The following is a 23383-nucleotide window of genomic DNA, read 5'->3' on the forward strand; positions in this document are numbered from 1 at the left end:
GGAGTTACCATGGGATTATTCGAACGCTATCTGTCAGTTTGGGTTGGCATAGCCATTCTTATCGGTATCCTGTTGGGCAGCTTGCTACCAGGAGCCTTTGCTGTGGTTGCCGGTATTGAGTATGCCCATGTCAATTTGGTCATTGCCGTTTTGATTTGGTTGATGATCTACCCCATGATGGTGCAGATCGATTTTTCATCCTTAAAAGACGTCGGTAGCAAGCCTAAAGGGCTGGCGTTAACTCTGATTATTAATTGGTTGATTAAGCCCTTTACCATGGCTTTTTTGGGGTGGCTATTTTTTAAAGGCCTGTTTGCTCAATGGGTAGACCCTCAAACAGCAACCGAATATATCGCGGGAATGATTTTGTTGGGCGTCGCTCCGTGTACAGCCATGGTCTTTGTTTGGAGTCAGTTGACCAAAGGGGACGCCAACTACACGCTGGTACAGGTGTCGATTAACGACATCATTATGATTTTCGCGTTTGCGCCTATTGCCGGTTTGTTGTTGGGTGTTACGGATATTGCTGTACCTTGGGATACCTTGTTCCTGTCGGTTGTGCTCTATGTTCTGATTCCTTTGGTTGCAGGGGCGGTGACAAGAAAAAAATTGGACAGGGCGGATGACCATTCGCAGCTCAACCAGTTTTTGGCGACCATGAAGCCTTGGTCAATTATTGGTCTTCTGGCAACCGTGGTTCTGTTATTTGGTTTTCAGTCAGAAACAATTTTGGCTCAGCCTCAGGCAATCGTGCTCATTGCAATTCCCCTGCTGATTCAAACTTACGGCATTTTTGCCATCGCGTATTTTCTTGCGAAGAAGATGCATTTACCCCACAGTGTTGCAGCGCCTGCCTGCATGATTGGAACGTCGAATTTTTTTGAGTTGGCGGTTGCTGTCGCAATATCTCTGTTTGGACTCCATTCCGGTGCGGCATTGGCGACCGTGGTCGGGGTCTTAGTCGAGGTGCCAGTGATGTTGTCACTGGTCTGGTTTGCGAACCGGACTCGTCACTGGTTTGAGTAAAGACCCCTTTGCCAGCACGCGATCAAGTTAAACTTGTTTTCCATAAAAAATCTGAGATTGTTATTTTTTTTCGTTTTATAAATAAATTTGTGGAAATTTATTTTAACTTTATGCATTATTCGACATGTCCCGTGTCGTTGGCATTCCCCTGCATTGACGACTTGCTGTAAACATTCCGCTGTAACAATATTGCCGTGATTTGTTCTTAGCGATTCGGCTCTAGGATTAAGATGAAAGTCTAGTGGCTGCCTACAATACGGTTTAGCCAACGTTGATTTAGTGCCTGTTTATCTATTTAAAATTAATCAGATTCTTCTGAAAAGTGTGTGCTTTTGAGCGTCGTTTCGACGCTTAATGATTTCATAGCATTGAAATCGATATCCGAAAAAAAGGAAGTAGTATGTTAAGGAAAACAATTGGTGTAAGTGTGATGCTGTCTTTGATGTGTTCTGGTGTTCAGGCCAGGCCGCTTAGCATTTTGGATCCAGACTTTTATCTAAAAATACTCGGAAAATTTGTCTTTTTTGACGAGATTTCTGAACCTCAGGGCGAAATTTCCTGTGCCTCTTGTCATGCCCCTGAAACGGGGGGAACTCATCCCAATCAGTTTGTGAATCTAGGCCAAGTCGGTGCCCCTGGTGCTGTTGCAGGTACAAGTGGCGGATTAAAACCGCCATCGAATACCTATGCCAGTTTTGCCGCGCCTTTCCATGCCTGCACTGATATGGCGACGCCTTGGTGTGGTGGCAACTTTTATAATGGAAGATCCGTTGGTTTTGGCGGCGAAATTCAGGCATTCAGTACGGTAATCATTGGGCCTGATGTTATTCCGGATCGCCTTTCGCGTTATTCTAAGTATCTTGGCCCGACGGCGGATCAAGCCCTCAATCCGTTTTTGAACCCTGTTGAGCATAACTCTTCGGCGCTCGCAGTCTGCCAACATGTGGCCAGATCTGCTTATCAAATATTTTATACCCTCGCCTGGCGAGAGCGTATTGATTGCAGAAATAATTTGGAGGTGAGTTTCCAGCGGCTGGGGATCGCGCTTGCCGCCTATCAGTCTTCTTCAGAAATAAATTCCTTTAGCTCGAAATTTGACAGTGCTTTGGCATTGGATTCAAGCCGGTTTTTAAGAGACAGAACCCCGGGGCAGTTCCCGTTGGGCTTCTTTTCCGATGAGGAAAATCTGGGGCACGATTTATTTTACGGTGTTACATCAGAGCTAAACCCAACGGGTAAAAATGCGCAGTGTGCTGTCTGTCATACCGATAACCCCGGTAGTGATGACGGAACAGAAGAAGGGCAGCTTTTTCGGGACGACAGTTATCATAATATTGGTGTTCCTAAAAACAATGACATTGTAAATCCTGAGTCCATCGGCAGTGAGGGGCTGGCGGGGCACTTGGGCGATGCGACTTATCTGGGCTATCGTAGAACACCGACGTTGCGTAATGTTGATAAAAGGCCTGCGAGAACCTTTGCAAAGGCCTATACCGCGAACGGGTGGTTTAAAAGCCTGGAAAGTTTAGTGCATTTTTATAATACCGCTGATACCAGAGCTGAAGAGGACTTTCTTCCGGAAACAAAGCTGCATAATGTCACAACCTGCCCGAGTCATATTACTCGGGAGGAAGACGCCCTGGCGAACAATTGTTGGCCAGAAGCTGAATTTCCTGAGGGATCTGCCAGAGGTACGGTTTTTATCGGGAACCTTGGCTTGACCGATGATGAAGAGAAGGCGTTGGTCGCGTACCTTAAAACCTTGACCGACAACTATACCGCAAGAACGCCGTTTTAACGGCGTTGTCTTACTGTAGGGGTGATCTATTTATTTCCAGTCGACGATTTGTTCGTCCATTCTGCCTTTTCTGGTGAAATAGGGTGTTTCTCCATAGTAGCGTTTTGCATCAGCCAGGTAGTTTTTTCTGTGGACATATTCTGAAAAATCTGGGCTTGAAAAAATGACGACACCTTCGTTAAGTTCTTGACTCGCTGCCTGGAAAAACTCGGCGAGCGAGGCGGCAATGCGATTGCAGCCCACACCTTCGCTCATATCGTAAACGGCTCCATAGGTCTTTGAGCTCGCTAAACAGTTGACGATCAGGTAGCTGCCGCTTCCTTCCGAAAGAATCGGGACAAAGCCGAACGGCCAGTAATCGGGGTTTTCATCACCTCCGCATCCAGCACCAATATCATATTGGGATTTAATGTATTTGACCGGAACGGCAAACATTCCCCAGGCGAAGTGGGGTTCGAAAATATCCAGTTCACTACATTTCTTTTGGTCGTAGTCTCCAACAATAGACAGATAGGTTGCTAATGACTCTGGTAGTGTCACGTCGATGAGTTGATTCAGCGATTCGATTGCTGCGGTATCTCCGGGAATAACGACGTCTGCTGTAGCAGCGCCCGCATTTTCTAATGCGATGAGATAGTCGGCAATGGCTGCTTTGGTCGCTACATCCATTAATGCTGTCCTCTTTGGCTAAATTTATAGGAGTATATTCACAATCGGGTGAAAGTCACTCGCTATGGGAAAAGGCGCCGGTCTGGTGTATGAAATGGAGAGAAGTGTCGCGATCGATCATCTGGCGACCTTTTAACGGCAGTAAATATAGCGCTAATGTTACAGGCACGAACGTTTTGGCTAGGAAGAGGCAAACACGATGTTGGTTGGAACCATTGCAGAAATTTGGCGTTATCCAGTGAAGAGTATGGCCGGGGAGCAGTGTTCGTCTGCTCAGCTTGATGAATTTGGTATGATTGGAGATCGCTATTGGGCAGCGTTGCACCGGGACACTGGAGATATCGCCTGGGCTAAGGGCCTACCTGCGTTACTCAATCTCTCTGCTCGATACCAGCAGGATCCGCTTTCTGAGCGGGTGTATGCGAGTGACGTGCCGGATATTGTCGTTACTTTTCCGAATGGTGATGTCGTCAATGGTGCTGGCAATGTCGAAGAAAGACTCTCAGATTATTTAGGCAAGCCGATTGTTCTACGTCCCGTTGAGCCACCTCAAAACATCGATTTCTTCAAAAGAGCCCGCCCACTGAATGATACGGCGATCCGTAAGATGCTGGGGATTAAATCGGGCGAAGCTGTTCCAGATTTATCGATTTATGATCGTGATCATATGGCATTAATGATGGAGCATTTCGCACCGCCGGGTACGTTTTTGGATCTCTTTCCGCTGCACTTTATCACCCGTTCATCCCTACAGTATATGGAGCAAGAGACCGGTATTGCCTTCGATGTGCGCCGTTTTCGGCCTTCTTTTGTCATTGATACAGTTGCAGAGTTAAGCGGTCCGGTGGAGTTTGATTGGGTCGGCAAGTCGTTACAAATCGGTAGCGTTAAAGTGATGGTTAATGGAAAGACCGTGCGCTGTTCGATGCCGTCTCGGGGACAGGAGTCCTACGGATTATCCCCGGAACCAAACATAGGAAAATCAATCGCAACAATGACGGAGCGCTTTTTAGGCGGATATGGATTGATTGAGCAGGCGGGTAGTATTTCCGTGGGGGATGAGGTTCATCTTCTTGATAACCCCTAGCGCGGTTATGTGGGCAGTTTTGAGTGATAAAGAGGCTCCGAGCCGCAGCGCAGCTCGGAGTGGTGGTGCTTGTTTATGTAGAGGCTTAATTGATGCTGCTTAGATCAAAGATAAAAACGGCACCAGCCCAGGGGAATTCTCTTCCACCTGCTGTTGTGACGTCGTAGTACGGATCGCCAATAATGGCGTAATTTCCTGAGATCGAGAGGTTTGAGTAGACTTCTTCGCCTACGCTACCGGAATTGCTCCCAAATTTATAAGAGGGATCAGAGTTGTTTTGACGTCCCTGGTGGTCTTCTTCGGTAAGGGTCAGAGTAGCGACCTCCTGCCATTGTCCTTGGTTATCCGGTTTGTAAACGTAAATCGAATTGGCGCCTGGGCCGCTAATTAATAGCGTATCTCCTTTGGCTTCAATCAACGTGCCGAAACGTACGTTTCGCTCCTGCACAGGAGATTCAATAATTTGGCTTTCCTGCCATTGACCATTAGACTGTCGTTGATAAACATGTACTTGTCCGACATACAGATTTTCTCCTGAGTCGGTCGTATTGGCGCCAACGAAAGCAAAGTTGCCAGCCATCGCGGCGGTTTCACCGTAAGAGCCTGGATCTTCAGCCGTGTGATCCGTCGGTTCAATCAGTTGGGTTCTTCGCCATTCCCCAGCACCGTTTCTAGCAAAAAAATAAGTGCCTCCTTTTCCATAAAATAGCGAGGAGCCTCGGTCATCCCCTATGGTTCTTGCCGTGGCCATGGCGTGCCAGCCGGATATACCAACTGCCCAGCCTAACAAGGTGTTATTGCCGGCGCCATCATTTCGGTTGTTAATATGTGTCGATAATTCCCAGAGCCCATTCCTGAATGTATAAAAATATAAAGATCCGCTGCGCCAGTTACCTGTAGAGTTGGCAGCGCGCGCGCCAATCAACATATTATTGCCCGACATCTCCAGTGCGTTGGCGAAGTGGGAATCTGAGCTCCAGTCATTTGTTGCTTCCATTGACTGTTGTAGAGTCCAATTCCCGCTATTATCCCGAGAGTAATAGTATGCCTCACCCGAATGATTCCAGGCTAAAGATGATCCGAAAACAGCGCGCCGCCCTGATAGGGCGACGTCAGTGTAACCATGATCATTTACGATGGCTGGAGCAGGGATGTCAGATCGTTTTACCCACGTGCCTTGATTATTCTTGATGTAATAATCGACTTGACCGCTATCAAAGTAACGTATATCCGACGCGATAAACTTATTACCGTCTGCATCCACCGTTGAACCATAGAGTGCGTAGTCATCTGGTTGAGTGTCGACAATTTTCTGGATGGGATAGATGACTGGTGAGCTTAACGCAGATGCGCTAAATGCAACGAATCCAAATGCGGTATAGATTGATCGTAGACTGGCCGTTAGAACGTTTACCGTTTTCATAAGAACACCATTTAATGTGGAGGGTGAACGGAAAAGTTCAGAGCGTGTTCGCTTTGGGGCTGGCTTGTGGCGATGGCAGAGGCTGTACTTTGAACGCAAGTGGTATCGACAATCTGAGGCTAATGATGAAAAGACGTTGACGACTAAGTCCATTTAGCCAGTTTCCAATGCTTGTGTGTGCATTTAAATCCACAGTCTGCTATCAATGTGATGCTGCGTGACGCACTGATCTCGAGTTGGCACTAACATCAGTTTCATTGTGCCAACTGCACGATAGCACTGGAAAACTCGCTTTGGCAATCCGTCGGGCATGGTAGTAGGCAGGAAAAGTCCAGTTGTTGATAAGTGCGCCAAGGTGACATCGAAAGTGCTCCTCAGAATCAGCTTGTTAAATTGAGAAGGCGAGAACCGGCGGTTAATTTAGGAATGAGAAAAGCACTTCCCAAAAGTGATCACGTTGATCATCAAAAATGGCGATATGTGCATAAACCAATATTCGGATAGAGAAAATTGATGGACATATCTATCTTGTTTGAACACAGTATTGATCATCCCTGCCATCAGCAGTTCATGAAAATACTGGGTCTTGATCCTAAGACGGTCGTCACCTATGACGAAAGCGCTGATATGGGGTTGTACACCATTGAAGATTTGGGTATCGATTACAACGTTCGTCGCGAGGATCTGTATACCCAAGTGATAACGCTATCCAGCTTGAATGTCTATGTAAACGCAAGTCTTGTGGAGGAGTTGAGCTTCCTAATTCCGGATGGTATTCAATTTGGAATGATGAAAGATCAGGCCATTGATGTGTTGGGGGCGCCTGATAAAAACAACTCACTTTCCAATACCTGTGTATGGGAACGTAAGAACCATAAGCTTAAAGTGCGATTCGACGCAAGCAATCGTCTGATTGTGATCTTCTATACGCGGGCCTAGAAAACAGTAGCCGATGTTGCAAAAGAACAGTGTGGGTTTACCCAAAATGAATGTGAGCGAGAAGTAAATGAGTTCTGCCAATCAAAATTCCGTATCGGTTATTTTTACTTCGGATTTTATTTGCCCCTGGTGCTTTATTGCCGAGCGTCGTCTTGGCAAGGTGGCGCAAGATCTGGGCATAAATCTACAGATCACTTACCAGCCCTATGAGTTGAATCCAGATATGCCGAAAGTCGGTATATCCCGCAAAGCGTACCGTACGCGAAAATTCGGTAGCTGGGAGTACTCCTGCCAGCTGGATGCCGCGACCATTCAGGCGGCTCAAAATGATCCGCTCACATTGAATTACGAGCGTATTGAATTTACCCCGAATTCGCGCTCTGCTCACCGGCTAATTCAGTATGTTCAACAGCGATCGCCAGAAATCCTGGCCGCTCTTGCCAGCGAAGTAGGACTTGATCCCAATGAGGTGCTTGCTTTTCTGCAGAGTAAAGAAGGTGAAGAAGAGGTTGTTCGGTTAGAACAGCAGGCTGTCCGAGGGGGCATTCAAGGTGTACCGTCTATTCAGATAGGGGGTGAGGTTATATCAGGCGCGGCGAGTGCGGAGGTAATGGAAGAAATGTTGCAGAGGGCGGTGATTGCTGTCAGTCGTGCTAATAATGAAGGCTGTTAGGTGATGCTTAAGACGCCACTAAATCATCTTGTTGACTTGGCAATATGCTATTGAAGACTGTACTCTTTTATTTCTATGGATGAAGTGGAAAGAAGGGATATATCTTGGAAGGTGTAAAATCGCAGACAATTGCCTCTGTGGTAGGGGCTGTGGCCGGTGCAGTTGCGACCGCTGTTATTGGTATGACTCAATATGTCGAGCCAATCAAGGATAGTGTCAAAGTCTTAGAGGCGGAAAATACCGAACTTAAGGAAACTGTCGATGGCTTTCGGTACGGAAAAACGGTAGATCATGTTCGTCAGGATGATCTCGAATTTGATTACCTTGAAAGCACTCTAACCTCAGGTGGTACTCTAACGGTAAAATTTCTTGTCACGAATCTTTCAAACGAAACAAAAGATAAGTTCATGTTGTTTAGGAAGGAGTCTGCGGTCCAAACAGACTCTTTAGATGTTTATACGCCAGATGAAATTAGGGTATATAACTCTGATTATTCGAAGAGAAATTTCATACGTTGGTCTATTCCTCCTAAAGCTAAAAATATTCCAATTGAATTGGTTATAAATAATTTTGAGGCAAACTCGAATGTTATTTCTATGCTCAGTGCGACTTTGTCACAGACCGCTAATGCCTCGGGTAGTTTTTCGATTTTATTCAGCGATCTAAATATTCGTAAAGTTGATTAGGCCGGCTGTCTTTCAGCGATCTGTGCCAATGCTTTTTAAATTGGTAATTCATTTTATCTGCAGTCTATTCAGACGCTTGTGATATTCGGAGTATTAGCCTAAACCATCGGACAGGTTTCCCGCTATGCTGGCACATTCGCCATTTCTGGCGTTTTAGGAAGAATAGTGTGTCAGGTTTGATAAGGCTGTTGCTGACCTAATTCTGAACTACGGAGTGATAAACCGCTCACAGTATGCTGCGTAATGTTTGATAGCATGCACTAAGCCGTTACGGAATGACACGGCGCCATATTCCTGATACCAGGCGCGCATAGGGAGTGAATCCTGTGGCCAAGCTGATACCCTCGCTAAACACGTGTTTGTCAAAGATGACGTCGGGTGAAAAGCGCTTTGCCCGGCGGTTGGAAGACTTGCTTGAAGACGACTATCTCTGCTGGTATGACATTCCGGTAGGCCGGCGTCGCCGCTATCCCGATTTCATTATTTTGCATCCGTCCCGTGGTCTTTTGTTTCTTGAAGTCAAAGACTGGAAAGTCGATTCCATCAAACACATCAATGCCAAGACCGTCGAATTGTTAACCAAAACCGGTTTAAAAACCGTTGCCAATCCTCTTGAGCAGGTTCGTCACAGCGGTTTTCAAGGATTGCGGAAGTTAGAAGCCGACGCTTTGCTTAAACAGCCGGAGGGCGGTCACGCCGGGAAATTGTGTTTTCCCTATGGCTTTGGTGTCGTTTTTACGGATCTGACGCGTCTGCAGTGGGAGAAAATGGTTCCTGAGGATGCGCGCGAAAGCGTGCTGCCAGATCATCTGGTGATCTTTAAAGATGAAATGACGGCCAGTGCCGATCCGGAAGTCTTTCAAACTCGCCTGTGGGATATGTTCACTTATCGTTTTGGCCAGCCGTTGACCCTACCGCAGATTGATCGTATCCGCTGGCATCTGTTTCCAGAAATCCGCATTGCTGATACTCAGGAATCGCTTTTCCCTCAGTCGGAGGAGGAAGAGCTGGATGACATTCCGAGTGTGGTGCCGGATATCATCAAGATTATGGATGTGCAACAGGAGCTGCTGGCAAGAAGTTTAGGGGAAGGCCATCGCATTATTCACGGTGTGGCGGGTTCCGGTAAAACACTGATTTTGGGCTATCGCTGTTTGTATCTGGCTGAGGCGTTGAATAAGCCTATTCTTATTCTCTGTTTTAACATTACGCTGGCGTCACGTTTGCGAGGTTTTATTCGCGAGCGAGGCATCGAAAGTAAGGTTCAGGTTAAGCATTTTCACGATTGGTGTGGTGAACAACTGGTCACCTATCATGTCGATCTTATTCCCGGTAAAGCGCCGACCTACGAGCGTAAAGTGGCGAGCGTTATCAAAGGGGTGGAGCAGGGACTGATTCCGCGCGGACAATACGGCGCTTTGCTGATTGATGAGGGGCACGATTTTGAAGCCGAGTGGTTGTCTCTGATTGCGCAAATGGTCGATCCAGAAACCAATTCCCTGTTGTTGCTGTATGACGATGCTCAATCCATTTACAAAAAGAAATCTGCGCTGAATTTTTCGCTTTCAAGTGTCGGTATTCAAGCCCAAGGGCGTACCACAATCCTAAAATTAAACTACCGCAATACCCGGCAGATTTTGGATTTCGCTTATCGATTTGCGGAAGATGCGTTCGCCTCTACCGGGGAAACCGAGATCCCACTGATTAAACCGGAAGCTGCCGGCAAAGATGGCAGTCAGCCTTGCGTTCGGCAGCATGCATCTCTAAAAGGCGAAGTCGATTTCCTCGTGCGTTGCTTAATAAAGTGGCATAACGGTGGAAAGCCGTGGCGAGATATCGCCGTCCTTTATCCCACCAAGGAAACCGGTAAGGCGGTCGCCAGTGCGCTGCTGCAGCATGGTATTCCCTGCCATTTGGCCATGAATTCTGACGAGAAAAGAGCTTACGACCCGCAGGCAGAAAAAGTCACCGTTCTCGCCATTCCCAGCAGTAAGGGGTTGGAATTCGATACCGTGGTTGTCGTCGATGCGACCTTTCGAATGCCGACATATTCTGGGCAGGAGGTCGCTGATGACATCCGGCGCTTGTACGTTGGCTTTACCCGAGCGACCGATCACCTGTTGGTGACCTATCATCGACAGACGGAGATTGAGCAGGGGCTGATGGCATGCTCGCTAGCATAGGTATCGCCTATGCGATAGATACCTGCTGAATAAAGCCTATGGTGACGCTTTCGTAGCCAAAGCCAGCCGACACTCCGTTTATCTTTCACCTGCATTCAAACGCATTCTTGGCTAGACTACGCCGCTTCCCCGATGCATCCGGTAGAGATGATCGGGTCTTTGAATCAGAAGCCAGAGGAAAGACTATGTCGAAGTATTGCACACCCTTCCGTGCAGACCATGTGGGCAGCCTGTTGCGGCCTACCGCGATCGCTGAAGCGCGGGCAGCGGGAAAGTCGCCGCAGGAACTGAAAGCCATTGAAGACAAAGAAATCCCGGCACTGATCAAAATGCAGGAAGAGGCGGGGCTTAAGGTCGTCACCGATGGTGAAGCGCGGCGCGCTTACTGGCATTACGACTTTATGGGCATGTTGGATGGTCTGGATATCGTCGCCGCTCAATCCGACTCTCACGGTTTTCAAGGGGCGATTGTCCCCATGGAGCCAAAGATCTCCGGTGCTCTGGGCTTTCCCAAAGATCACCCCATGTTAGAGCACTTCAAATTTGTGGCGGATCACACCAATGTTTGCCCGAAAATCTCCATTCCCGGGCCATCGGCCATTCACTTCCGGGTAACCCCGGAAAACATCCAGCATGCGCCCTATGCCGATCAGGACGTCTACATGGCGGATATCGCCCGTGTTATGCGGGAAGCTGTGCATGGCTTTTATGAGGCTGGCTGTCGCTACCTGCAATTGGATGACATCTTCTTTGCCTACCTGGGCGATGACAAGCAACGTGAGATTCGCGCTGCCATGGGGCAAGACCCGGATTGGTTGATCGACCGCTACGCCTGGATGCTGGAAGAGGCCATCAAAGATCGTCCGGAAGATATGAAAATCGGTATGCACATGTGCCGCGGTAACTTCAAATCGACCTTTGTGGCCACCGGCGGTTACGATGCCGCAGCCGATGCCATCTTTAACAAGACCAGTGTTGATATCTATTTTATGGAATACGACACAGACCGCGCGGGTGGGCTGGAGCCATTGCGGTTATTACCTAAAGGTAACAAGCGAGTTCTCCCAGGCTTTATCACCACCAAGTTCCCAGACATGGAGCCTATGGATAAACTGAAAGCGCAGTTTGAAGAGGCGTCCAAGTTTGTGGATATCGACCAGCTGGGTATCGCGCCTCAGTGTGGATTTTCTTCGACCGAGCACGGGAACGAGTTAACAGTCGATGACCAGCGCCGCAAGCTTGAGTTAGTGGTTAAAGTCGCAGAAGAAATCTGGGGCGAAGTGTAAAAGCCAATCCCGGTTGCTTGAAGCGACCGGGAAACTTTTTAGCTTCTGAAGCTTCTCCAAAGTGTTTTATCTAGCGGAGGAGGTGCCGAAAACGTCATCTATTTCTAGAGGTGCGTTAAAGAAACTCGATAAATTCTTTTAATTTTGAAACCGTTTGCGGCAATTGTTGTTTTTGTAGCGTAGAAAGAAAATCCTCTACACCCACCTTAGGATTTTTTAGTGCCATGCGTTGCGCACGTATCGCTTTGCAGCAGACCGATGGAGACAAATCGAGTTGATAGTACACGAAATCATCCGGATGGATCACATCAATGGCATAAGGTTCGAGCGCGTTGGTTGGAAAGTCTTTCTGATTGAAGGTTACGATGGCATCTGCGCCGCAGCGTATGGCGGCTGCAAGCACATGCCGGTCATCCGGGTCGGGTAGTGACAGTCCGTCAATCAAAGGCTCATAACCTGTCACCAATGCATCTCTCACATGTGAGTCCATCAGGCTTCTAACATGTTCCAGTTGTTCGCGTTTATGCTTGTTCTGACGTAACAATGCCTCAATCCATTCAGCGTGAATCTTTGCAGTCCAATGGGCTTTAAAAAGATCGGTCAGCGCCAGGCGCATAAGCAAATCCCGCAATGGGGCGGGGTATAGGACATTGGCATCGTACACAACAGAGAATTTGGCCACGTCAGTTAGTACCCCATATCGTTTTTCTGAGAAAACGCAGCCAGTTCGTCTAAAGTTTCCGCGCGTTGGTGGTCGCAACGTTCTTTGTATTCAAGGATATCTGTTAACAATACTCTGCGGTGCGCGCCAACCTTTCGAAACGGAATCTCGCCTTTCTCGAGCAAGCCTACAAGAAAGGGCCTGCTGACATTTAGCAAACTAGCTGCCTCCTGAGTGCTGACTTCCTGGTGATGAGGAATCAGACTAATGGCGTTTCCTTTGGATATCTCAGAAAGCACATCCAGCAAAATTTGCAGTACGTGCCCCGGTAATACCAAATCATCCGATTCGCCATTACAGCCCCTTAGAGCCAGCTGAACCCTCTCAACATCGGCATATTTTGAAAGGGTGCGGCTGGACGCTTTGGCCTGTTCTATCTCTGCCGGTGTGGGCAAATGGACTATTTTTTGAGCAGACATAATTCAACCCTCGTTTTCCAACTGTATCGGTGCTTATCAATAGCATCTAGAAAGAATAGCACAAACGAAATAAACGAAATATATGTAATAAGCAAAAATTAACACAGGCCTCATCCCAAGTGGTTTCTGTGAGTGTGATGAGTTCTTTTATGGGATATTGCCACTTTGTCTCAAACTCTGGTGGCCCAATAGTGCCTTGCGGCGCCGAGTGTCTTAAGGCCAAGTAAGTGACGGTAGTCCTCTTTGATAGCGGGCTGTTTGTCTAACGTTTGGCAAATAAACGTGGCCTGTCTGCTCTTGTAGCTACCTGCAGTAGGGAGGCTGCAGTCGATATGAGCTTATACAAGATCCAGCGCCGCAAGCTTGAGTTAGTGGTTAAAGTCGCAGAAGAAATCTGGGGCGAAGTGTAAAAGCCAATCCCGGTTGCTTGAAGCGACCGGGAAATCTTTTCCAGTGCTGACGATTTCTCAGCACTCTTCTTTTTAATAGAAACCTTTCTTCCGAAAGTCATTTCTCCTTCCTCTGTTCATCATGCTCCTCACAAAAAAAGCCAAAGTGTTTTATATCTTGAACTTATAAGTCTCTGATAGGTCGAAGCCCCGCGTGTCGAGAATGGAGGCAGATAGGGACGTTGTATGGCGTTGGCCTTTCGCTTGATAGCAAAGGTCTTCAAGATAGGCCCCGAGAAACCATCCCCTCTTTTTCGGAATTCTCCGATAAAAATATCTGACCGATCCAATCTGAAGCGTAAGCAAACGAGAGATTAACCGTTATTCGTATGCATAAAAATTATGACGGATCAGCCTGAAACTCAGCCGCTGGTTGCTCTAATAAAGAGCGCCGGCGATGACGTTATTTTCAAACCAACTGCCGGCAATACCCAATTAAAAATGTGCTTTACTCATAGGTAAAAGCATTTTTTGTTCCGTGTGATCGAGCGGTTTTATCTCGTTCGGTGCGGTTCTGGTATTGCCTTTTTCTAAGGAGCGGAAAAAAGAGCATGACACCCACTCATCTTAAAAAAGTCGCGTTTACCTTTGCAGGTGTTTGCGCATCACTAACTGCTGCAGATGTCTTTGCACAGACGGATATCACCGGGCAGGGGGGCGTGACCTCGGCGCAATACACCGATTCACCCACTGGTGAAGCCTATTCCAACTTAACCGATGACAATGTGAACTCCAAATATCTGACCTTTCACTCGCTCGGTTGGATTCAGTTTGAAGCAAATACGCCCGCGGTTGTAACAGGTTACACCATGACATCGGCCAACGATGCACCGGAACGCGATCCCCTTGACTGGAACTTGCAAGGTTCCAACGACGGTTACACATGGACGGCTTTGGATACCCGTTCAGGTGAAGACTTCTCAAGTCGATTTCAAACACGTTCGTTTGAGATCGACAATACACAGTCTTTTAAGATTTACCGATTTAATATGAACAACAACAGCTCGAACATTATGCAATTGGCAGAGTTCGAATTATTCGCAGCCGGTGGCGACGCCAGTGATTCAGATTCTTCCGATGCAGAGTTGGGTGATATCGTACCTCTGTACAATTCCGAGACAGAGAAAGAGCCAGATTCTCAGTGGTATGACGACAGTGGCAATTTGATTACCCGTTTTTCCGATCGCCCGCGCACGCGCCATGCGAGAGAGGACCAGTTTCAGTCTTACGATCATTACATCAAACTGTATTTTGAAAATCGCTCGACCAACGTAGAAATCATCGACACCATTCCTGCCGGTGGCAATTCCATCACCATGAACGTGCGTACCTTGTGGCCTCTGGATGACACAGAGGCAGAAAACCGCTGGTGGTATCTCGGCCGAAACACCGTGGCGCACTATGTGGGTAACGGCACCATGGAATATTTGGGAACGTCGGTTGAAAATGGTGTGGCTTACTTTAACTACACTAAGACGGATACGGTAAACCGGCAATACGACCGCGCCATTGAAATGGGCGACCAGCTTGAATTTGAGATCAGCCAATTTAACGCGGCTACGCGTTTTGGTGAGGCACTGACCGGTCAGCAGAACTATTACGGTACTACCTACCTGTATATTGTCGGAAAAGGTTTGGTGCCTTGGTACACCGAGAATACCGGTGAATTTGTTGAAGGGGCAGCAGACTTCCAGGAAGACAGCCGAGAAATTCCAGAAGACTACTGGTTGGGCGGCTTGCACTCCACTTTGCATTATCAATATACCGATGAACCAGATAATCACTTTATGCAGATGGCGACCTACCTCGGCTATGGTAACGGTCAAACATTTCTGGAAGGCCGCCGGGTTCACCACTCATCGACCATCGATGGTACACACGATGAAGATGCTGCGAACGGCGTCTTCGACGGAATGCCTGGCCTGACCGGGCCAAGATACATCAACGAGCGCTGCACCGGCTGCCACCACCGCAATGGTGCGGCGCCTGTTGTGGCCAATGGTGAGCTGCTGGATCGCTGGGTGTTTAAAGTCGGGGATGCCAACGGAGACGCCCATCCAGACTATGGACGTGTCTTGCAACCCAAAGGGTCATCGGGCGAAGGGGATGTTTCTATCGCATCCTGGACTGAAAGCGATGGCCTGCGCTCGCCGAATTACCAGTTTACTGGCACGCCACCGGAAACCTTCTCGGCACGTATCGCGCCTCGGCTTGTGGGGCTGGGTTTGATTGACGCAATTCCAGAGAGCACGATCATTGGCATGGCCGATCCTAACGATGCCGACGGCGATGGTATTTCGGGCCGTGTTAACAAAATCTTAGACCCGGAAACCGGCGACGTGCGTCTTGGTCGTTTCGGTTGGAAGGCCGCGACCTCGAGCGTTCGTCACCAAGTGGCGTCTGCGTACAACACCGACATGGGCGTTAAGTCTTCCATCATGCCTAATCTTGACTGCGGCTCAAACCAGAGCGGCTGTGACAGTGGTGCCGCATTGATTGCCGACGACAAGATCGACAAGATAGTGACTTACCTGTCGACCCTAGGCGTACGTCCACAACGTGGCATTAAAGAAGGGCAGGGTCGCGATAGCACTGTCGATGCGGGCAAGCAGACCTTCCTCGATATCGGCTGTGCCGGTTGCCATACGGAAACCCTCGACACCAGTGCAAATCACCCAATGGCGGAAAACCGCAACCAAACGATACACCCATACTCAGACTTTCTATTGCATGATATGGGGACAGGTTTGGCGGACAACCTGGGTGAAGGCGAAGCCAGCGGCAGCGAGTGGAGAACAACACCCCTGTGGGGCTTAGGGTTATCTGCATGCGTCACCGGCGGCGTTACCAATCCGACCGGAAACGAAGGCGATGAAATCTGTACTCCTCATCACGCCTACCTGCATGATGGACGTGCCCGCACCATAGAAGAAGCCATTTTGTGGCACGGTGGTGAAGGTCAGGCATCAAACTCGGCGTACCAAGGGTTGAGTGATTCTGATAAGCAGGCGGTGTTGCGCTTTCTTGAATCGCTTTAATTAACAGATTCAGTAAGTTGTAAGCGATTTAGACCCCGGCTTTTGCCGGGGTTTTTTATCGAATTCCCCGATAACGCGTCGATTTAAGTAAGGCGGGTTTAACAGGTGTTGATTTTACGGCGATAATCGCCGTAAATAGTTAATATGGCAAACCGCTTTTGGTTGTGCTAGTTTATAGTTATTGGAATTCACGGCGATAATCGCCGTAAAACTTTGAAAATATAAACTATCGATAGGTTTATTCACTTGCGTGAGAGAGTTGCTGAACAGGTTGGTACAGCGAAAGGTGCCTATAAGCAGTCACTTAAGACGCTTTTGCCCTATGGCATGCTGGCCACCAAGAAGTGGTTGGCGAAGCAGGGCTTGAGTACCCATGCGCTGGATAATGCGGTCAAATCCGACACGTTATTATCGTTAGCGACCGGTGTTTATAGCCAGTATTCCCACTCGGTCAGTTGGGAGGGGGTAGTAGCTTCTCTGCAGCGTATGGTGAGCGGTGAGGGTGAGCAGATACCGCCTGTGGTGGTTGGTGGACTTTCTGCGCTTTCCCTCTCAGGCTTGTCGCAATATTTATCGCTTGGTAGTACGCCGCATATTCACTTATATACGGGGGAAAAGTTACCAACGTGGCTGGCGCGTTTGTCATTGCCGGTTAAGTTTGAAGGGCACAGTACCCATAAATTATGGCCTGATAGCCTATCCGCGGAGAAAGGCTTTGCGAAGACGTATGAGTGGGCGCCGCAATTACCACCTGTGTACTTTTCCTGTCCTGAGAAAGCCATCTTGGAAGTCTTGATAGACTTACCAGAACGGGTGTCGTTTGAGCACGCAGATGAGCTGATGCAAGGGTTGGTGAACTTGTCGCCCCGAAAACTTGATACGCTTTTGGGGGCCTGTAAAAACGTTAAGGTTAAGCGTTTGTTCTTCTGGCTCGCGCAGCGCCAGGGTTACCCTTGGTTTGGTAAGTTAAACGTAGAAAATTATGACTTAGGTTCAGGTAAGCGCGTTATTGCTCACGGCGGAAAGCTGGATAGGGAGTACCTAATAACCATACCGTCGCATATGGCATCGGCGACTGAGGGGTAAGTTCAGGGATGGATAGAAACAGTCGCTACTACAAACAGGTGCAGCTGTTAATACAGGTTTTACCTTTTGTCGCTAAGCAGAAATGTTTTGCGCTCAAAGGTGGTACGGCGATCAATCTCTTTGTCAGAGAGTTTCCGCGCTTGTCGGTGGATATTGATTTGGTTTATCTGCCCATGAAAGGACGTGATGACGCTTTGCAAGAAATCTGCACTGCGCTAGACGCAATTAGTTGTGAATTAAGAGCCGCATTTAATGACATTGAGTTAACCGAAGCCTATAAGTCAAAACTCGATGCACTCAGACTTATCGTTGCACGTAATGGTGTGCAGATTAAAGTGGAGTTATCACCGGTGCTGCGCGGAACCGTGTATGAGCCACAGCTCATGGAAGTGTGCGCTGCTGTGGAAAACGAATTCGGTTATGTTGAAGTGCCGGTCGTCGATCTGGCGGATCTTTATGCTGGAAAAATATGTGCAGCATTGGACAGGCAGCACCCGAGGGATTTATTCGATGTTAAGTGGCTTTTGGATAATGAAGGCCTGACGGATGCGATACGCAAGGCGCTGCTGGTGTACCTCTCAAGCCACAATCGTCCTATGGCCGAATTACTCCAGCCGCAGTTTAAGAATATCTCGGCCATTTATACGGGTGAATTTGCCGACATGGCCGAGACAGAGGTTCCCTTAAAGGAGTTGGAGGCGGTGAGGGCGCGTTTGGTAGAGCTTATTCATCAAGAGCTAACCGATAAAGAAAGGGCGTTTTTAGTGTCGTTTAAAAATCGTAAGCCAGATTGGTCGTTACTTGACTTGAACAGAGTCAGTGAGCTTCCGGCTATTCAATGGAAACAGATTAATTTGGCAAAAATGTCCGATGAAAAACATCAGCAGGCATTAGAAAAGCTGCAAGAAGTACTGGGGCTTAACTAATTCGATTTTATTAATCGCACATCGAAATGTGCGAAGCGAAGTCGGTTATCTTCATTGAATCTCAATCACACACGATTGGTCGCCATAAAGGAAAGATCAAACAGGGTGATCTTTCTCCAAATTTAATTGCGAAAACTTGGTTGCTTGTTATGGCCGGCAAGCCATTGCAAGTGCTAAAGCGAAACAATTTCAATCATCATCGGTAAATGAGTCGGTCGTTAATTGATGAAACGACTGATAAAGCGGTAGCGGATTTAAAAACAATACGCTTATAATTGGCCTTTCTCACAACCTGACAGCCGGTTTAACCGGAAATCGATTGAGGAACAAACGCAAAAATTCGTTTTACCACCACAGCAATTATCTTCTTTCTTTACTCGACGCCCTTGATGGCGTGCAGCAATCCCCGAAATACCATCCAGAATCCGACACTCTGTATCACTCGTTACAGGTGTTCGATTTAGCTTATCATGACTCTAATGACCCTGAATTATGGGCGGCTGCATTGTTTCATGATGTTGGTAAAGCCGAAGACCAGCAGTATCATGCCCGTGTCGGTGCTGAAATGGTCGCCGGTATATTTTCCCAGCGTGTGATCTGGCTGATTGAGCATCATCTTGATTTGTTGATCCATCCACGTAAAACGCGAAGGGCTTTAGCCGGCACAAAGCAACTCGGAGATCTCACTCAATTGCGAGGCTGGGATCTCGGTGGCCGGTCTCCCTTTGCGGAAGTTACACCGCTAGATACTGCACTTGATATCGTCCTAGTTGGCCTGCAAAAGGCAGACTATTAATCTGCATTGGTGCTAAACGCGCCCATATATCATGAGAAAGAAACAAAAAGAGATCCGCAGCCTGCTGATTCGAGAAGCGGCACGCCTGATGGTTGAGGAGGGGGTTGAGCAATATCTGGATGCCAAACGCCTCGCGGCAAAACGCCTTTTGGGGAAAGAGACAAAACTGCTGCCATCGAATGGTGAGATTGCCGATGAAGTCCATCGCATCACCCGTATCGAGCTGGCAGATACCTTTCATTCAACATTGTTTGACATGCGGTTGGTGGCATTGGACGTTCTGGAGCAGCTCCATCCCTTCCGCCCCAGGCTAATCGGGTCGGTGAGCACTGGGCGCATTCGTCATGGTAGTGATATCGACATTCATGTCTTTTGCGATCATCTCGAAGAGCTGTTCCAACATTTAGAATTTCTGGGCTGGCCATTCGACACAAAACAAGTCTGCATTCGTCGCAGCAATCAGTTCGTCGAATATACCCATGTTTACCTGGATCTGGAATATCCGGTGGAACTGTCTGTTTATCCCGTTAATGAAATCAAAATTACTGGGAAAAGCAGTACCGACGGCAAACCCATTAAGCGATTGTCGGCGGCTCGGTTGCGTGCGTTGATCGAGGAAGAGCATGGGCAGGCTTGGGTTCAGCACGTAACAGCGAATCGTTAAGGGCGGGCCACCCTCGTTGCAACGAAAAAGGAGGTCGTGTACCTGACCCTGCAAATTTACCTTGCACTGGAAGTCCGAGGTAGGGCGCGGTTTGGCGGTCTGCTCGCGCGCGTAAACATAGCTGCAGTTGTGCCACAGTCACTGAATATTGATAGTTGACTAAGTTCTGGCTAAATTGGCTGTGTTCGATCCGTGTTGTGGAGAAGTGCTATGGAGGTTGTATCGGTTCTCGAAGCCAGGCGTGCGCTATCACAGCTGGTTAATAAGGCATTAAATGGCGAAACCATATATATCGGGGACAATGGCAAAGCCCAAGCTATGCTTGCCCCGGTGAGTCAAATGGGTCAGGTAATCCCCAAAAAAATTGGTGTTCTTGCCGGTGAGCTGAATGTGCCCGAAGATTTCGATGACGAATTATCGAGTGACGTCGTTTTCTGAAGTCAGCGGCAAATAAGAACCCACATCGCGTTTTGGGTATTTGCTGGATCAAAACGTATTGAGCCAGCATCGAGGAAATCAAAGGGGTCAGAGTCATTGATTTTCCTTCCTTGAGAGATTAAGCTCACCGGGTCTTATCTTGATAGGCGATTGTGTTGATGGCCCGTTTATCCCGGCTTTATTTACCCGGTTGCGCCCAGCATATTATCCAACGAGGAAATAATCGGGAAGCCTGCTTTTACGATACAGCAGATTATCAAGCCTATTTAGCCTTTCTCAAGGATGCTACAGCTAAGTATCAGGTCGCGATTCATGCGTTTGTTCTGATGACGAATCACGTGCACCTCTTGGTGACGCCGGATGCTGAACAGGGGGTTAGTCGCCTGATGCAAGCGCAAGGACGGAAATATGTGCAGTACTTTAATCATACCTATGGCCGTACCGGCACCTTATGGGAAGGGCGATACAAGTCTACCTTGGTGGATGCTGATACCTACTTGCTGACGGTGTACCGCTATATCGAATTAAATCCGGTGCGGGCTGGCATGGTTACTCATGCCTCCGAATACCCATGGTCTAGCTATCGCTATAACGCCTTAGGTAAGGCTATCGAATTGGTTACACCACACTCGCAGTACATTGGGTTGGGCCGGACAGCGGAAGAGCGGCATCGAGGGTACAGGGCATTATTTCGGGGAAGAATGCCGGATCGTGATCTGAGTGCTATCCGGGAAGCGACTAATAAGTCCTGGGCTTTGGGTAGTGATCGATTCAAAGCCCAAATTGAAGCCAAAACAGGTAGAAGGGCAAAACCACAGGGACGGGGTGGTGACAGGAAGTCTGCGAAGTATCGCAAGGCCAACCATCAATGACTCTGACCCCATTGGTTATAAGAATTGCTAAAGAAGAAATCTTTGGCAAAGAATGGCGTATGATATTTGAATAGTGAGATGTTAACTCCCCAATTTTTCAGAAGTGGCTAACTTTTAGTAGAGAGTGGTCTCGTTATGATAAATCTAATGCATTGCAAAATGTCTGCTGCATCTTTTCTCTAGCTGTACATACGTAAGAAAATTGCCAAATTTAGAATTGATTGATATGTTTTCATAGAATACCGAGACCAAAAAACCGGCAATATTCAGCTATTTAATTTCCGCGCTAGGGTCTAAGAAATTCATTAACTTTATAAAATTCAGTTAGGTTTGTTAGCTGTCTGAATTGACGCTTTACGTGGTAAAATGGAAAATATCTCCAGAATATAGATAAAAGTCCCCAAAATTATCGAAATACCTCCAAAATTAATAGCATAATTCTGGACATATGTCGCATACTTTATTACACCTCCCATCTCCTTCACTTTGAATTTAGCAGCATCTAATTCTGCTTTTAAATGAATCAAATTTTCAGAGTTGGATTTCTCTTTGGCAAGCTCAATTCTGTAGTTTGCGTCAGCGATATACTTTTCCTTATATATATCAAACTCTAAAGGTAAATGTTTATCTACTAATATAAAGTAAAAAGAAACGCTCCAAACAATTAAGGTAGTTCCGACGGCTATAAAAAATTTACCAGGGGAATTAAATTTTAGTGCCTCAAGCATTGCTAAATTCCTTTAATTAACTTTAATCCATTAAAAAGTTTGCATTGAATGCGCGATTGCTATGCAAATATCGATCGCTATAAACCAGTTATCACTTTTGCCTATTATGTTGCCGTATGAAAATTATAAGGCTCGATTATATTTAAGTGTTCAAGCAGTATTTCAAACAGAACCATCATAAACTGATGTATTTCTCCATTCAATCCAGGATATGAATTATGAGTTGCAATAATTGATTTTAGTATATTAGCTAGAAGTGGTTGCAGTATGCTGCTTTAATTGGAAAAGTTGGTGTTAGCAAGTTTTCTATTCTGAAGTTAATTTTTCAATTACATGAGAGTCAAATTTCGATTTTCCTCTCTTCGTGAAAATACAGTGTATGCTGAATGTAAAACTTTTAGCTTTTGCATTAAATAATTGGGGCGTTAGGCGGTTGTCCATCTTTATATTTTTCAAAGTGCGTCTATTTTGATGGTGCTGTTGATAGTATCTTTACGAATATATTCGAAAAAAGGGGGGGAGTTTTCGGTAAATCTTGATGAGTAGCAGGTTAGTTAAAAGATATGTTTTTGAGATGCGTACATGCATTCTTTTGTTGCATGTTATTGATGTATTATAAAGCGGCCAAATAGAATGTGGGTGAAATGTTCATGAGTATTAGAAAAGCTAGTTTGGAAGAAGAAAAGTTAATTAATGGTGGTTTCTTAGCTATTAGCTTGGCGCTCGTAGTTGCATTTTTAAATAGGGATTTTTCTACATGTAAAATTTATAAGGTTGAATGCGACTTAGTTCCATTGGTGCTATTCTGTCTGGCAGTCCCTCCCCTTGCATTCAATTCCTTTGTTATAAAATACAGGCATAGATTTGAAAAGGATGGCTCGCACTGGGCATATAGTGTCTTAGTAAATAGCGGTATATTTTTTTCCATTTTAGGCCTGGTTAGCGCTATTTTTTTGAAGTCAATTATTGCTGGAATAGCCTTCTTATCGGGATTTTTATTAGTTATTCCTTCATTTTTCTATCTTGATAGCCTGAATAACGTGAACGAAAATTTAGAGCAGTAGCGTCTATATAAAGAAGTCGGTACTGCGTAATATATATTCCTCAGTATTTTATACCTTATCGGCCATTCAAAAAATCCAGGCTGGGCGAGGGCGAGGGCGAGGATGTTCAAAATTCTGTGTCAGCCATCTGCATCATAAACTGATGTACTTTCCAAACAACCCAGGAAGTGAATCGTAAGCTGCGACAGCGTCAGGTTCCAATGCTGAATCGGATGGAGCCCTCGCTCAGTGGCTTTGAGTATACCGGCGTAGAGCAGCTTCAGTAAGCTGTTTTCATTAACGAAGCCACCTTTGGTTTTGGTGAGCTTGCGAAACTGCCAGTGAACCGCCTCAACGGCATTGGTGGTATAGATCGCCTTCTGAATCAAAGGGGTCAGAGTCATTGATTTTCCTTCCTTGAGGGATTAAGCTC

21 protein-coding genes and 1 pseudogene are annotated in these 23383 nt (G+C 47.0%); 16 read left to right on the forward strand and 6 right to left on the reverse strand.

Going from position 1 to position 23383, the window contains the following annotated elements:
- Positions 1-9: 9 nt before the first annotated feature.
- Together arsB and ACXAFR_RS19685 are read left to right on the forward strand one after the other, a co-directional pair.
- Positions 10-1026 (forward strand): ACR3 family arsenite efflux transporter, encoded by a 1017-nt coding sequence (gene arsB, locus ACXAFR_RS19680; protein ID WP_475179953.1) that lies wholly within the window; start codon positions 10-12, stop codon positions 1024-1026.
- Between the two features lie 400 nt (positions 1027-1426).
- Positions 1427-2824: a cytochrome-c peroxidase gene (locus ACXAFR_RS19685; protein WP_475179956.1), complete on the forward strand. Its 1398-nt coding sequence runs from the start codon at positions 1427-1429 to the stop codon at positions 2822-2824.
- Positions 2825-2854: 30 nt separating this feature from the next.
- Here the strand turns inward: ACXAFR_RS19685 and ACXAFR_RS19690 are convergent, their stop codons facing one another.
- Positions 2855-3493, reverse strand: a complete 639-nt coding sequence (locus ACXAFR_RS19690; protein WP_475179959.1) for an SMI1/KNR4 family protein — start codon at positions 3491-3493, stop codon at positions 2855-2857.
- 199 nt (positions 3494-3692) lie between these two features.
- Here ACXAFR_RS19690 and ACXAFR_RS19695 point away from each other — a divergent pair, with 199 nt between their 5' ends.
- Positions 3693-4580 (forward strand): MOSC domain-containing protein, encoded by an 888-nt coding sequence (locus ACXAFR_RS19695; RefSeq protein ID WP_475179960.1) that lies wholly within the window; start codon positions 3693-3695, stop codon positions 4578-4580.
- Between the two features lie 85 nt (positions 4581-4665).
- On the opposite strand, the gene ACXAFR_RS19700 is transcribed toward ACXAFR_RS19695, so the two are convergent.
- The gene (locus ACXAFR_RS19700) at positions 4666-6003 is read right to left on the reverse strand and encodes a hypothetical protein (RefSeq protein WP_475179963.1); all 1338 of its coding nucleotides are present in this window, start codon (positions 6001-6003) and stop codon (positions 4666-4668) included.
- A 513-nt stretch (positions 6004-6516) separates the two neighbouring features.
- Between ACXAFR_RS19700 and ACXAFR_RS19705 the strand changes: the two genes are divergently transcribed.
- The 5 genes from ACXAFR_RS19705 to ACXAFR_RS19725 all read left to right on the forward strand — a co-directional run bounded on the left by ACXAFR_RS19705 (position 6517) and on the right by ACXAFR_RS19725 (position 11770).
- Entirely contained in the window at positions 6517-6942 is a 426-nt protein-coding gene (locus ACXAFR_RS19705) for a hypothetical protein (RefSeq protein WP_475179965.1), read from the forward strand.
- A 67-nt stretch (positions 6943-7009) separates the two neighbouring features.
- Positions 7010-7615, forward strand: a complete 606-nt coding sequence (locus ACXAFR_RS19710; protein ID WP_475179968.1) for a DsbA family oxidoreductase — start codon at positions 7010-7012, stop codon at positions 7613-7615.
- 104 nt (positions 7616-7719) lie between these two features.
- Complete coding sequence (locus ACXAFR_RS19715; protein ID WP_475179969.1) at positions 7720-8301, forward strand: hypothetical protein; 582 nt, start codon at positions 7720-7722, stop codon at positions 8299-8301.
- Positions 8302-8627: 326 nt separating this feature from the next.
- Positions 8628-10484: a 3'-5' exonuclease gene (locus tag ACXAFR_RS19720; RefSeq protein ID WP_475179972.1), complete on the forward strand. Its 1857-nt coding sequence runs from the start codon at positions 8628-8630 to the stop codon at positions 10482-10484.
- A 185-nt stretch (positions 10485-10669) separates the two neighbouring features.
- Positions 10670-11770 (forward strand): 5-methyltetrahydropteroyltriglutamate--homocysteine S-methyltransferase, encoded by a 1101-nt coding sequence (locus ACXAFR_RS19725; protein WP_475179973.1) that lies wholly within the window; start codon positions 10670-10672, stop codon positions 11768-11770.
- 115 nt (positions 11771-11885) lie between these two features.
- Here the strand turns inward: ACXAFR_RS19725 and ACXAFR_RS19730 are convergent, their stop codons facing one another.
- Together ACXAFR_RS19730 and ACXAFR_RS19735 are read right to left on the reverse strand one after the other, a co-directional pair.
- Entirely contained in the window at positions 11886-12452 is a 567-nt protein-coding gene (locus ACXAFR_RS19730) for a PIN domain-containing protein (RefSeq protein WP_475179976.1), read from the reverse strand.
- A 5-nt stretch (positions 12453-12457) separates the two neighbouring features.
- A complete protein-coding gene (locus tag ACXAFR_RS19735; protein WP_475179978.1) occupies positions 12458-12910 on the reverse strand; it encodes an excisionase family DNA-binding protein in 453 nt (150 codons plus the stop codon).
- A 1000-nt stretch (positions 12911-13910) separates the two neighbouring features.
- On the opposite strand from ACXAFR_RS19735, the gene ACXAFR_RS19740 reads away from it, so the two are divergent.
- The 7 genes from ACXAFR_RS19740 (at position 13911) to ACXAFR_RS19770 (ending at position 21179) form a co-directional block, all read left to right on the forward strand.
- A complete protein-coding gene (locus ACXAFR_RS19740; protein ID WP_475179980.1) occupies positions 13911-16397 on the forward strand; it encodes a di-heme oxidoredictase family protein in 2487 nt (828 codons plus the stop codon).
- Between the two features lie 246 nt (positions 16398-16643).
- A complete protein-coding gene (locus ACXAFR_RS19745; RefSeq protein WP_475179982.1) occupies positions 16644-17483 on the forward strand; it encodes a type IV toxin-antitoxin system AbiEi family antitoxin domain-containing protein in 840 nt (279 codons plus the stop codon).
- A gap of 38 nt (positions 17484-17521) precedes the next feature.
- Positions 17522-18409, forward strand: coding sequence for a nucleotidyl transferase AbiEii/AbiGii toxin family protein (locus ACXAFR_RS19750; protein WP_475179985.1), 888 nt, complete (start codon positions 17522-17524; stop codon positions 18407-18409).
- A 319-nt stretch (positions 18410-18728) separates the two neighbouring features.
- The gene (locus tag ACXAFR_RS19755) at positions 18729-19205 is read left to right on the forward strand and encodes an HD domain-containing protein (protein ID WP_475179988.1); all 477 of its coding nucleotides are present in this window, start codon (positions 18729-18731) and stop codon (positions 19203-19205) included.
- Between the two features lie 31 nt (positions 19206-19236).
- Positions 19237-19869, forward strand: coding sequence for a nucleotidyltransferase (locus ACXAFR_RS19760; protein WP_475179991.1), 633 nt, complete (start codon positions 19237-19239; stop codon positions 19867-19869).
- 210 nt (positions 19870-20079) lie between these two features.
- On the forward strand, positions 20080-20307 hold the full coding sequence (locus tag ACXAFR_RS19765; protein ID WP_475179992.1) for a type II toxin-antitoxin system Phd/YefM family antitoxin: 228 nt from the start codon (positions 20080-20082) through the stop codon (positions 20305-20307).
- 158 nt (positions 20308-20465) lie between these two features.
- Positions 20466-21179: a transposase gene (locus ACXAFR_RS19770; protein ID WP_475179994.1), complete on the forward strand. Its 714-nt coding sequence runs from the start codon at positions 20466-20468 to the stop codon at positions 21177-21179.
- A 320-nt stretch (positions 21180-21499) separates the two neighbouring features.
- On the opposite strand, the gene ACXAFR_RS19775 is transcribed toward ACXAFR_RS19770, so the two are convergent.
- Complete coding sequence (locus tag ACXAFR_RS19775; protein ID WP_475179996.1) at positions 21500-21907, reverse strand: hypothetical protein; 408 nt, start codon at positions 21905-21907, stop codon at positions 21500-21502.
- Between the two features lie 650 nt (positions 21908-22557).
- On the opposite strand from ACXAFR_RS19775, the gene ACXAFR_RS19780 reads away from it, so the two are divergent.
- Positions 22558-22971, forward strand: coding sequence for a hypothetical protein (locus ACXAFR_RS19780; RefSeq protein ID WP_475179998.1), 414 nt, complete (start codon positions 22558-22560; stop codon positions 22969-22971).
- Between the two features lie 119 nt (positions 22972-23090).
- On the opposite strand, the pseudogene ACXAFR_RS19785 reads toward ACXAFR_RS19780, so the two are convergent.
- Positions 23091-23336 (reverse strand): annotated as a pseudogene (locus ACXAFR_RS19785) (IS256 family transposase); the annotation flags it as partial.
- Between the last annotated feature and the right edge of the window lie 47 nt (positions 23337-23383).

It is taken from the genome of Pseudomaricurvus sp. ABR4_320 (assembly GCF_056159445.1).

Coding starts and splice junctions, on each gene's coding strand:
- arsB (WP_475179953.1), top strand. CDS start 10: ATGGGATTATTCGAACGCTATCTGTCAGTTTGGGTTGGCATAGCCATT.
- ACXAFR_RS19685 (WP_475179956.1), top strand. CDS start 1,427: ATGTTAAGGAAAACAATTGGTGTAAGTGTGATGCTGTCTTTGATGTGT.
- ACXAFR_RS19690 (WP_475179959.1), bottom strand. CDS start 3,493: ATGGATGTAGCGACCAAAGCAGCCATTGCCGACTATCTCATCGCATTA.
- ACXAFR_RS19695 (WP_475179960.1), top strand. CDS start 3,693: ATGTTGGTTGGAACCATTGCAGAAATTTGGCGTTATCCAGTGAAGAGT.
- ACXAFR_RS19700 (WP_475179963.1), bottom strand. CDS start 6,003: ATGAAAACGGTAAACGTTCTAACGGCCAGTCTACGATCAATCTATACC.
- ACXAFR_RS19705 (WP_475179965.1), top strand. CDS start 6,517: ATGGACATATCTATCTTGTTTGAACACAGTATTGATCATCCCTGCCAT.
- ACXAFR_RS19710 (WP_475179968.1), top strand. CDS start 7,010: ATGAGTTCTGCCAATCAAAATTCCGTATCGGTTATTTTTACTTCGGAT.
- ACXAFR_RS19725 (WP_475179973.1), top strand. CDS start 10,670: ATGTCGAAGTATTGCACACCCTTCCGTGCAGACCATGTGGGCAGCCTG.
- ACXAFR_RS19735 (WP_475179978.1), bottom strand. CDS start 12,910: ATGTCTGCTCAAAAAATAGTCCATTTGCCCACACCGGCAGAGATAGAA.
- ACXAFR_RS19740 (WP_475179980.1), top strand. CDS start 13,911: ATGACACCCACTCATCTTAAAAAAGTCGCGTTTACCTTTGCAGGTGTT.
- ACXAFR_RS19760 (WP_475179991.1), top strand. CDS start 19,237: ATGAGAAAGAAACAAAAAGAGATCCGCAGCCTGCTGATTCGAGAAGCG.
- ACXAFR_RS19765 (WP_475179992.1), top strand. CDS start 20,080: ATGGAGGTTGTATCGGTTCTCGAAGCCAGGCGTGCGCTATCACAGCTG.
- ACXAFR_RS19770 (WP_475179994.1), top strand. CDS start 20,466: ATGGCCCGTTTATCCCGGCTTTATTTACCCGGTTGCGCCCAGCATATT.
- ACXAFR_RS19775 (WP_475179996.1), bottom strand. CDS start 21,907: ATGCTTGAGGCACTAAAATTTAATTCCCCTGGTAAATTTTTTATAGCC.
- ACXAFR_RS19780 (WP_475179998.1), top strand. CDS start 22,558: ATGAGTATTAGAAAAGCTAGTTTGGAAGAAGAAAAGTTAATTAATGGT.